The 11,091-nt window shown below is 60.6% G+C and carries 7 protein-coding genes; all 7 read right to left on the bottom strand.

What is annotated here, in order from left to right; translation table 11 throughout:
- On the bottom strand, positions 1-251 hold a 251-nt coding region (locus Q7S20_04115), incomplete at its 3' end, for a type II toxin-antitoxin system HicB family antitoxin (GenBank protein ID MDO8501010.1).
- Between the two features lie 507 nt (positions 252-758).
- Positions 759-1,796 carry a restriction endonuclease gene (locus Q7S20_04110; GenBank protein MDO8501009.1) on the bottom strand — a complete coding sequence of 346 codons (1,038 nt, stop codon included), beginning with the start codon at positions 1,794-1,796 and terminating at the stop codon, positions 759-761.
- A gap of 123 nt (positions 1,797-1,919) precedes the next feature.
- Positions 1,920-5,078: a type I restriction endonuclease subunit R gene (locus Q7S20_04105; GenBank protein MDO8501008.1), complete on the bottom strand. Its 3,159-nt coding sequence runs from the start codon at positions 5,076-5,078 to the stop codon at positions 1,920-1,922.
- Positions 5,079-5,172: 94 nt separating this feature from the next.
- A complete protein-coding gene (locus Q7S20_04100) occupies positions 5,173-6,807 on the bottom strand; it encodes an AAA family ATPase (protein MDO8501007.1) in 1,635 nt (544 codons plus the stop codon).
- Entirely contained in the window at positions 6,804-8,165 is a 1,362-nt protein-coding gene (locus tag Q7S20_04095) for a restriction endonuclease subunit S (protein ID MDO8501006.1), read from the bottom strand. The genes Q7S20_04100 and Q7S20_04095 overlap by 4 nt, the downstream gene beginning before the upstream one ends.
- A gap of 87 nt (positions 8,166-8,252) precedes the next feature.
- Entirely contained in the window at positions 8,253-9,326 is a 1,074-nt protein-coding gene (locus Q7S20_04090; GenBank protein MDO8501005.1) for a PDDEXK nuclease domain-containing protein, read from the bottom strand.
- Entirely contained in the window at positions 9,316-10,896 is a 1,581-nt protein-coding gene (locus Q7S20_04085; GenBank protein ID MDO8501004.1) for a class I SAM-dependent DNA methyltransferase, read from the bottom strand. The genes Q7S20_04090 and Q7S20_04085 overlap by 11 nt, the downstream gene beginning before the upstream one ends.
- Positions 10,897-11,091: the final 195 nt, after the last annotated feature.

Raw genomic sequence — 11,091 nt, 5'->3', positions numbered from 1 at the left:
GAAATCGCTTGTGCTGGAGCAGGAATATTTTGATTTAAATCCAAAGATGCTTCGATCCATCCTCTTGCAGCCTCTTCTAGATTCTCATAAGCTTCAGCAGGCGTATCTCCTTGTGCTATACAGCCATGGAACTCTAATATTTCTGCAGTATATGTACCACTTTCCTTATCAGGCATAAGAATTCTTGAGTATGCATCTTTAAGATAATCTTCCGCGCTTTTTGTGAAATTTCTCATAATAATTCCTTTCATTAATTAATCTTCAATTGTTTCTTCGTGCCGTATTATGTCTTCTTCTAATTGATTAATTATATTGTTCGCTGTAAATCTGTTTAACTCTTTTGAATGATGTGGTATACTTATAGGACGAAGATCAGGAAAACGCAAATTAACCCATGTCGGCTCTTTGCCTCTTCCGTGAAGCGTTCTCCCAACTGACCTTGCGGCCGCCTCTAACTCCGAGCTTTTTATGCCCCCCTTGCGACGAAGGGTTTCCATCGCTTCCATGACCTTACGGAGTTTCTTCCGATTCATGATAGCGCATACAATATCATGACGCAACAGGCTGTCAATAAAATTCATCGTTGCGGGAATGGGTTTCGCGTGTTTGAAATCACAGATTGTGATTTCAAACTTTTTGCTACCCGACAGGATTCTCTTTGGCCCACGGATTTTGTAGCCGCACGAACAGGTGGCGATCAGGAACGAGCCAACTGACGTTCTCCGTAAAATAATTTTCTATCTGTTGCCGGGGCGGTGCTACTCCTCGTCCTGCGCGGCGACCGTCCAGATCCTTTTTAGCGGCAATTCGGCCTTCAGGTCCTCGTCCAGATGCTCGTAGTGGGCGAAGAGTTGCTCCAGGAGCTCCTTCTGGGTCCACAGGCGGACCCGAAAGAAGCTCGCGGCCAGCTCCTTGTGGACGGTCGTCTTGAAGCCGCCCCAGGAGACGAACAATCCCTCTTGGGCGCCGAACTTGGTTATCGCTCCCAGCAGCTTGTCGATGGTGGGCCGGTCGATCGGGGAGGATTCGGATTTGACCTCGACGCACAGGCGGGGTTGCCCGAACCCGAGCGGCCCGGCCCCGGCGAGGATGTCCGCCCCTCCGTCCGCCCCCTCCGGAGCCCGGTAGGTCGTGTACCCCTGGGCCTTCAGGATCGCTTCCACCAGCCGCGTAAGCCCATGGCCCTTGAAACGGGCGGCGATCAGCCGCGCGATCTGGTCGTGGGCGAGCTCCTCGAGGTCCGTGTCCTCCGGGACGTCGTCGCCCCCCGGAGGAGGATCGACGACCGTGATGCGGGAGAGCTTCTCCGGCTTCCATCCGTTCGCGCGCATCGCATGGATGCGCGCCTCCGCGTTATTTCGCTGCACGCGGCAGATCGTCATGAACGCACCGAAGGAGGCCAGCAGGTCGCCGCCGAAGTTGGCGCGGGGGACTCCCTCCGAGATCCATTTGACCGGCCGCCAGTGATAGTAGGGGTCAGGTCCCCCTGGCTCGAAATGGTAGTCGCCGGTTATCTCGCCGACGTAGATCATGGGCTGGCTTTTCGAGGGGAGGATGGCGAGGTCGCCCTTCTTGAACTCGTGGGCGAACGGCCAGACCTGCCCGACGTAGTTTTGGATCGCCTTGGTCTTCGCGTCCGGGTACAGCGGGGTCAACATCGCGAACAGCGTCTCGCGGTCCGTCACCTTGGAAAGATCCGAAGCCAGCCTCTCCCATGTGAGGTAGACGCGGTTCTCCTGGAGGAACTTCTGTTCGTACTCGCCGTGCGAACCTGCTCGGTTTAGCCAGACAGTCATAATGGGTATCCTCCTGCCAGGTTGTCACGCGTTGTTCGATCCAGTCCCTCTGGAGCGAAACGAAAGGGGGTAATCTTAGTCCGTTTACCCCTCCCAGGTCGGCGTCTGTCATGAAGGCCCGCCTTAGGCGTTGCTCACCGACTCCGCCCACTCGTGCGACAGCACCTCGGTCTGCTCCAGGACGAGGGCGGTTGCCTTCTCCTGCTTGTCGGGCGGGTAGCCGTATTTTCGAAGGATGCGCTTCACGATCACCCGGAGGTGGGCACGGACGTTCTCGCGCATGGTCCAGTCGATCGTGACGTTCTTCTTGACCGTCGCGACCAGCTCGCGGGCGATCTCCTTGAGGGTCGGCTCCCCGAGCACCTTCACCGCGCTGTCGTTCGTCTCGAGCGCGTCGTAGAAGGCGAGCTCGTCCTCGGTCAACCCGAGGGATTCTCCCCTCTGGTTGGCGTCCCGCATCTGCTTCGCCAGCCCGATCAGCTCCTCGATCACCTGCGCGGCCTCAATGGCGCGGTTTTGATAGCGGCGGAGTGACTGCTCCAACAACTCCGCGAATGACCGTGCCTGCACGAGATTCTTTCGTCGGCGCGTGCGCAGCTCGCCCTTCAAGAGCTTCTGCAGCAGCTCGACCGCAAGATTGCGCTGCGGCATCCCGCGCACCTCGGATAGGAACTCCTCCGACAGGATCGAGATGTCCGGCTTCGCCAGCCCCGCGGCGGCGAAGATGTCCACCACGCCCTCGGGCGTTACGGCGCGCGAGATGATCTGCCGTACGGCGTGGTCGAGCTCTTCCTCTGGCCTGGCCTCTCCCGGCGCGCGCTTGGCGAGCACGGCCTGCACCGCCTGGAAAAAGGCGACATCGTCGCGGATGCGCAGCGTTTCGGCGTGTGGTACGGAGAGCGCGAACGCTTGCGATAGTTCCCGTCCAGCGCCCACGAGCCGGTCCTTTCCATTCTGCTGCGCAAGGATGTGTTCCTGGGCGGCGGGAAGCACTCCGAGGCGCTCCACCGGCTTGCCAGTAACCCATTTCGACCAGTCGAAGCCGTGAAAGAGACCGCAGCACACCTCGTGCTTCTCGAGCATCACAGCGACGGCTTCGTCCTGATCGAGCGCGGTGCGGCCGGTGCCGCCGCTCTCGGTATATGTGGCGAGCGCCGCCTTGAGCTCGTGCGCCAGGCCGAGGTAGTCCACTACCAGGCCGCCGGGCTTGTCCTTGAACACGCGGTTCACCCGAGCAATGGCCTGCATCAGCCCGTGGCCGCGCATCGGCTTGTCGATGTACATCGTATGCAGGCTCGGTGCGTCGAAGCCCGTGAGCCACATGTCGCGCACGAGGACCAGCTTCAACGGATCCGTTGCATCGCGGAAGCGGTTCGCCAGCCCCTCGCGTCGCTGCTTGTTGCGAATGTGCGACTGCCAGTTCACCGGGTCCGACGCCGAGCCGGTCATCACGACTTTGATCGCGCCCTGCTCGTCGTCTTCGTGCTGCCACTGCGGCCTCAGCCGGACGATCTGCTGGTACAGCTCCACGCAGATGCGCCGGCTCATGCAGACGATCATCGCCTTGCCATCGAGCGCCTCGAGCCGCGCCTCGAAGTGTTCGACGATGTCCTTGGCCACGAGTTCGAGACGCCGTTCGGCGCCGACGATGGCCTCGAGCTGCGCCCATTTGCTCTTGAGCTTCTCCTTGCGCTCGACCTCTTCGCCCTCGGTGGCTTCCTCGAACCCCGGGTCGATCTTCGGCCGCTCGGCTTCGTCGAGCGCCAGCTTCGCCAGCCGGCTCTCGTAGTAGATCGGCACGGTCGCTCCATCCTCAACCGCTCGCTGGATGTCGTACACGCTGATGTAGTCGCCAAACACCGCGCGCGTGTTCGCGTCCTGCAGCTCGATGGGCGTGCCGGTGAAGCCGATGAACGAAGCGTGCGGCAGCGCGTCGCGCATGTGGCGTGCGAAGCCGTCGATGAAATCGTACTGACTGCGGTGCGCCTCGTCGGCGATGACGACGATGTTGCGCCGGCCGGAAAGTACCGGGTGGCGGTCGCCCTCGGTTTCGGGGAAAAATTTCTGGATGGTGGTGAAAACCACTCCGCCAGCCGCCACTGCAAGCTTCTCTCTCAAGTCGGCGCGGCTCTCGGCCTGCACGGGCGCCTGGCGCAGCAGATCCTGACAGCGCGAGAAGGTACCGAAGAGCTGGTCGTCGAGATCGTTGCGGTCGGTGAGCACGACTAGCGTCGGATTTTCCATCGCGGGCTCACGTACGATCCGCCCTGCATAGAACGCCATCGTCAGGCTCTTGCCCGAGCCCTGCGTATGCCACACCACGCCGACGCGACGATCACCCGGCTGGCCACCGGGCTTCTGACCCGCTTCGTAACGCCCCTCCGGTTCCGCCACCCGGTCGCCAGCGCGATACAACTCGGCGGCGCGAAGTGTCTCGCCGACGGCAACCTGCACTGCATGGAACTGGTGATAGCCCGCCATCTTTTTCGCGAGCTTGCCGTCGCCTGCATCCTCGAAGACAATGAAGTCTCGCACCAAGTCGAGGAAACGCTGCGGCGCGAACAGGCCCTCAATCGACACCTGGAGTTCGGGCAGATGCGAGTCTGCGAGCGTCTCGCCCGTGATGGTGCGCCATGGCTTCATCCACTCGCGCCCGGCCGTGAGCGTGCCGACACGCGCCTCTACGCCATCAGAGACCAGCAGCACTTCATTGAAAGCGAACAGCGACGGTAACTCGGACTTGTAGGTCTGAAGCTGCTGGAAGGCAGTCCATATGGTCGCGTCCTCGTCGGCCGCGTTTTTCAGTTCGACCACCGCGAGTGGCAGCCCGTTGACGAACAACACCACGTCCGGTCGACGCGTGTGCTTGTTTTCGGTGACGGTGAATTGATTGACCGCGAGCCAGTCGTTGTTATGCGGATTGTCGAAGTCGAGTACGCGCGCCTGTGCCCCGCGGATCTCGCCGCTTGCTCCGCGGTATTCGACCGTCACGCCCTCCACGAGCAGGCGATGCACTGCGCGGTTGCGCGCCGATAACTCCGCACCGTCAAGCCGCGTCAGCCGCCGGAAGGCATCGTCCACTGCCTCGGTCGGCAGTGCGGGGTTGAGTCGCGCCAGTGCGTCGCGGAGTCGCGCTTCCAGCACTACCTGCCCGTAGTCTGCTCGTTCGGCCCCTTTTTCTCCGGGTGCGATATCGAGGCCGTGCGTGACCCGCCAGCCGAGGCTTTCGAGCCAGGCGAGGGCGGCCTGTTCGACTACCGATTCGGTGAATGCAGAACTCACAGCGCGGCCTCAATAGTCATGCCGGTATCTGACACACGACTTCGTCGGGTGCGACGTGGAAGAAAGATCGGAACCGTGATGAAGATTCCGCCACTCACGACGAGCGAACGCCCTGGGTGCTAGCGACCGTTGGTGTAGAGGCAGCGGTAGCCGGAGCTTCCGGGAAGATGGCGATTCGCAACTCCCCATGCACCGATGTTCCCCGGAGGTGTTCCGCCAGAGCCTTCTTGAAGTCAGCGTTGGTCTTCTGCCTTTCATCGCAGAAAGCCTTTAGCTGACTGATAGTCTGACCCGCCTTCAGGTCCTGCCCAACAATCTCAGTCACGATTGCGTCGTAGTCCGTGCGTGAGAGCGGCTTGCCCTTTGAAGCGCAGAACGCCGTCAAGACGTCGAAGTCAAGCAGGTAATTCTCGATCTCCCGTCGGACGAGCATCCGATGATGCGGAGCCTCATTGAGCCATGTCGTGCGCGCCGCGTCCGTCCGTTCGTCGCGGTCGTGAAGAAGCAAGAGCTCTACGTCGAGGAGAGCCTTGCTGATCACCTTGATTGCGAGGCTGCCGTTCTTTTTCACGTCGTTTGTGCCCCCGCTCGAAACGAAGAGTGTCGTCGGATCGTCCATGCCGAATATCTCGTTGTAAACGAACGCATCGAGTCCTTGCTCATCCCCTGCGGCGTCCGGTTCAGCCCTTCCTTCGCAGTAGACGATTCGTTTCGGTGCGATGAGACCAACGAGGTCGTCGAGCGCGGTCTCGAAGATGCGTTGCCAATGCGCGCGGGTTGTCGCGATGGGTTGCATCGTGTGAGTGTCTCGGAAGTAATTCTTCTCGGCAAAATCGAGGACGGCGCATTCCCCTGCGAGTTGGTCTTGCAGAGCGCGGAGGAAGCCGATGCTATGCGTCGCGATCCACAGCTGACAGTGCGGCGGGATCAACTGCTCGATGGCCACAAGGAGCTTGCGCTGAATCGCAGTGTTAAGGTGGAGTTCAGGTTCGTCGATGCAGTAGATTGTGTCGTCGAACTCGGGGCCTCGGACGATGAGATCGACGATAATATCGATGACCTCTTTCTCCCCTGAACTCAGGTTCTGATATGGGAACTCTTTCGCATCGTCCTTCTCGAAGTAGAGTTGCCCCTTGCCCGCAATGACGTTTCCTATTGAGGACACGCGAACATCGAGAACTGCGGTGAGAACCTCATTAATGCGACCGAGCAACTCCGCTCGAACCGCGTTCCCCGGCTTGGTCCCGTCCTCCCACTCAGCATAGCTGAGACCAAGGAGGCGCTCGTAGTTCTCCTGCAAACGGCTATCAATAGCGATGCTGCTCATGGGCCGCCGAGTGTCGTCGAGAAGGTCCGGTTGCGCGCTGATGCTCTTCACGTCGAGCTTCGACGTGAAACGGTAGGCGGAACGGATGTGGAAGGTCTTCTTGGTTACCCCCTGTGCCTGGCCTTCCATCGTGACTTGGATGGCATCGCTCTTGTTGTATTGTTGCGAGAGGAGCTGCGGGTCGGAGTGGAACATGAACTTTGAGAAGAAGGATTGCGACTCACTCCCTTGGGAGGCGCCCTTCACGTCCTTGAGCTTCTCCTCGAAGGCGTCGAAGACACTGCTCTTGCCGCAGCCGTTGGGGCCCACGAGCGCGACAATGCGTGCCGGGTGTTCCCCGAGGTCGATGGTGAGGTCGTCGAATCGCTTAAAGCCTTTAAGACGCAGGCGTTGAATTCTCATGCGCTCACATCCTGAAGACGGAGCTCGCCGGAGATGAGCTTTGGCAGCAACGTGTCGCGCAAGGCCGCGAGGGTGCGGGATTCAGCGCGTATTGAGGTCACTCGTTTCATAAGGTCGGCAGTTGGCATGAACAATTGCGGCAGCGTGTCCTGCGGTGCAGCCACGATTCGCGCTCTCGAAAGCACCGCCAAGCTCAAATTCGCCTGGACAGCCTGAACGATGTTGCTGTGTAGTTCCTCGCGAAACGCCGCTTCCCGCATCATCATCACCAAGAAGGTGGCAGGGATCGCTTGTTTGGGCCGAACAATCGCGATTGCTTGGTTAGTGTTTGCGGGCAACAAGGACTCGTCGACTATGGCGATCCGACCGATCGTTCCAGCGATGGTATAGAGCACGTCACTGACATGGAGCACGGAGCGCTTCAACACACCAAGGTGAACTGACTCCGGAATCGTGGTCAGCTTGTCGAAAAGAACAGCTCCATCTTCATCGATAGCATTGACGCGAACATAGTTGATCCCGAGATCGGCTTCATCAGCGGTTGCAGTATCCGAATGCGTGGGCGTGGTTCCTTTAGTTATTACCGATGTGATTTCAGACAGTAGCTCAACCGCCCACCCCTTCGGAATCTCCCCCAGCTCCGAGTCCTCGAAGGAATCCGGGAACAGGTCGGCGATGGGCTTGGGCAGGCCGGGATCGCGGCCTTCGGCCTTCGCGCGGACGGGGTCGAAGTCCACGAACCACGACTTGAACAGCGCCCGCGCCATCGCCTCCAGCGTCTCGTTCATCCGCCGGTTCAGCTCGATCTTGTCGTCCAGCGTGCCGAGGATGTGGGCGATGGCGCGTTGTTCGGGAAGAGAAGGATAGGCCGCTTCGATGTTCTCGAGATCACGCTTCGTGACGTGCCCCAATCCTGTCGTTTGCTTGTTGCGCGCTATGCCGACGAAGCTGGGCTTCAGATACCGCAACAGGTAGAAGAAGAATGTCCGATCGACGGCTTCGACTGGAGTCACTCGGAAGGAATGCTGATTCAGCCACCCATTCGTGCCTCGCCACCAGAAAACGTCGATCGACGTCTCGGGCTGCCCGGACCATGAGAACAGGAGATCCCCTGCTCTCACATGAACCGACTCGTCAAAGACTTGCTCGGTGAACTTCGTTTGACCGGAGATTCCCCCCTTGATCTCGGCAATTTTGATGACCGGCTTGCCAGTTGGGCTGAACTGGATGTCGCGGAAAGCGAGACCATTCACCCACTGGGCCAGTGAGTGGAGCGCCCGGCGCTCCCAGTGATCGGGAAACACTGGGTGATACAGCCAGCTCTTCGTTCCGACGGATGCCAACGCTTCACCCGCCATACCCAAACTCCTCCAGGTTGGCGGTGATAGCAGCATCCAGCTTCGCGGCCTCGCCCTGCTGCTCTCGCAGCGTCGTGGTGAGCCACCTCATCGCTCATCCTCCCCACGGCTGAGCTCCGCCTCGATCTCTTCAATGCTGGGCAGATTGGTATCCAGCGGTTCGGGCAGTGCACGCACGAGTTGGTATTCCGCCACGCCGATAGGCTTGCTGATCCCGGAGAGGGCGTACTCGGCGACGAGGCGGTTCTTGGTCTTGCAGAGCAAGAGGCCGATGGTGGGCTTGTCGTCCGGAGCCTTGATCTGGGCATCCACTGCAGCGAGATAGAAGTTCAGTTGGCCGGCGTGTTCGGGCTTGAAGGCCACTCCCTTGAGTTCCACCACCACATAACATTTCAGGCGGGTGTGATAGAAAAGCAGGTCGACGAAAAACTCGTCGCCATCCACTTCCAGCCGAAATTGCCGCCCGACAAAAGCGAAACCTGCCCCGAGTTCCAGGAGAAACCGGGTGATATGCCGAATGAGAGCGTTTTCGATGTCGCGCTCATGGGCTTCGTCGCCGAGGCCGAGGAAGTCAAAGAGGTAGGGGTCCTTCAAGGCTTCGATGGCGAGCTGGGCGTGCGGCGTGGGGAGGTGGCGATCGAAGTTGGTGATAGCGACGCCCTGGCGCAGGTGGAGCTGGTTCTTAATGTGAACATCCAACGTGGGCCGCGACCAGCCATGCTGGATGACTTGGGCCGCATACCATTCGCGCTCGGTGTCCGCAGAAACCTTGGTGAGGAGCGTGACGATATGGAACCAGGGCAATTGGGCAGCAGGCTGCTGCCCAATTAGGCCAGCGGGACACATCTGGGCGAAGAACTTCATGTACTTGAGGTTGCGGCTGGAGAAGCCCTTCATCTCCGGGAAGGCTTCGCGGAGATCGGCGGCCAGGCGGTCGATCACTTTGGCTCCCCAGCCCTGACGGGTCTGCCGCTCCAGAATCTCGGTGCCGATTTGGTGATAGAGCCGCACCAACTCCTGATTGACAGCAAGCGTGGCCCGCTGCCGGGCACCGGAGATGCGGGACTTCAGGTTGGCCAGCCAGTCCGCGTAGTCCCCGGGGATGATGGATTTGCTATCAGGCATGGCCGAGCCCTTTATGGTCTTCTTCTTATCCGCCATACCCAAGCTCCTTAAGGTTGGCGGTAATGGCGGCGTCCAACTTCGCGGCTTCGGCCTGCTGCTCGCGCAACGTCGCGCTGAGCCGCTGCATCTTCTCCTCAAACGGCTCGCCGTCGTCCTCTTGGGGCAAGGCCCCGACGTAGCGCCCGGGGGTGAGCACGTGGCCGTGCTTGCGCACTTCCTCCAGCGGCGCGCTCTTGCAGAAGCCTGCGACATCGGTGTACTCGCCCGCGTTCTTCTCACCACGCCAGGCGTGGTAGGTGCCGGCGATCCGCGCGACGTCTTCGTCGGTCAGATCCTTGTGCGTGCGGTCCGCCATGCGGCCGAGTTTGCGCGCGTCGATAAAGAGCACGTGGCCGCGCCGATCGCGGAATTTGCCGTTCTTGCGATTGCGCGCGAGGAACCACAGGCACGCGGGGATCTGCGTCGAGTAGAAGAGCTGGCCTGGCAGCGCGATCATGCAATCCACGAGGTCTGCCTCGATCAGGTTCTTGCGGATCTCGCCCTCGCCCGACTGGTTGGACGACATCGAGCCGTTGGCGAGTACGAAACCAGCGACGCCTGCGGGTGCCAGGTGGTGCACCATATGCTGTACCCAGGCAAAGTTGGCGTTGCCCGCGGGCGGCACGCCGTACTGCCAGCGCTTGTCGTCGCGCAGCCGCTCACCGCCCCAGTCGGAAATATTGAACGGCGGGTTGGCGAGGATGAAGTCGGCCTTGAGATCAGGGTGGCGGTCGTTGTGGAACGTGTCGCCTTGGCCGATCTGCCCGTCGATACCGCGGATGGCGAGGTTCATCTTGGCCAGCCGCCAAGTGGTGTAGTTCGATTCCTGTCCGTAGATGCTGATGTCGCCCTTCGCCTTGCCGCCGTTGCCGTTGCCCCCGGCGTGTGCGCGGATGAACTCGACCGACTGCACGAACATCCCCGAGGAGCCGCAGCAGGGGTCGTACACCCGGCCCTTGTACGGCTCGAGCATCTCGACCAGCAGCTTCACCACGCAGCGCGGTGTGTAGAACTCGCCGCCTTTCTTGCCCTCGGCGCTGGCGAACTGTGAGAGGAAATATTCGTACACGCGGCCGAGCACGTCCTTCGCGCGGCTCTCGGCGTCGCCGATCCGGATGTTGCTGACGAGGTCGATGAGCTGGCCCAGCCGCTGCTTGTCGAGCGCCGGGCGGGCGTAGTCCTTCGGCAGCACGCCCTTGAGCGCCGGATTGTCGCGCTCGATGCCGGCCATCGCGTCGTCCACGAGCTGGCCGACAGTGGGTTGCCGGGCCTGCGCCTTGAGGTGCGGCCAGCGCGCTTCGGGCGGCACCCAGAACACAGGATGGGCGGCGCCGCGGTACTCGTCCGGGTCTTCGGGGTCAGCGCCTTGGGCCTTCTCAGATACGAGGCCGGCGTGCAACTCCTCGAAGGCATCGGAGATGTACTTGAGGAAGATCAGACCGAGAACGACGTGCTTGTATTCGGCGGCATCCATGCTGCCGCGGAGCGCGTCGGCCATCTGCCAGAGTTCGCCTTCGTAGCCGACGTTGGCGGAGGTGGCGTTCACCGAGGCGGGCTTCTTCTTCAATTTTGGCACGTGTTACCTCTTGGGAACCCTCGCAGCACAACGGGTCTCGGTGTGCTGCGTTCAGCTGCGAGCACACTGCAATCTCTGCGACGCAGCCGCACCGGAAGTGTTGGTCGGCTGCAAACGTTGGCGTGTTGCGACAAACTACTTTCTTTGAACAGGTAGCCTTATCAAGCTGTCGAAACAGGAGGACAT

It is taken from the genome of Gemmatimonadaceae bacterium, from assembly GCA_030647905.1.
Lineage (GTDB): Bacteria > Gemmatimonadota > Gemmatimonadetes > Gemmatimonadales > Gemmatimonadaceae > UBA4720.
Note: the sequence above shows the minus strand (reverse complement) of the source record. Positions and strands in the feature narration are given on the sequence as shown.

Bases quoted from the DNA above. Each gene is read 5' to 3' on its own strand.
- Q7S20_04110 (MDO8501009.1), bottom strand. From the start codon at position 1,796: ATGACTGTCTGGCTAAACCGAGCAGGTTCGCACGGCGAGTACGAACAG.
- Q7S20_04095 (MDO8501006.1), bottom strand. From the start codon at position 8,165: ATGGCGGGTGAAGCGTTGGCATCCGTCGGAACGAAGAGCTGGCTGTAT.
- Q7S20_04100 (MDO8501007.1), bottom strand. From the start codon at position 6,807: ATGAGAATTCAACGCCTGCGTCTTAAAGGCTTTAAGCGATTCGACGAC.
- Q7S20_04090 (MDO8501005.1), bottom strand. From the start codon at position 9,326: ATGGCGGATAAGAAGAAGACCATAAAGGGCTCGGCCATGCCTGATAGC.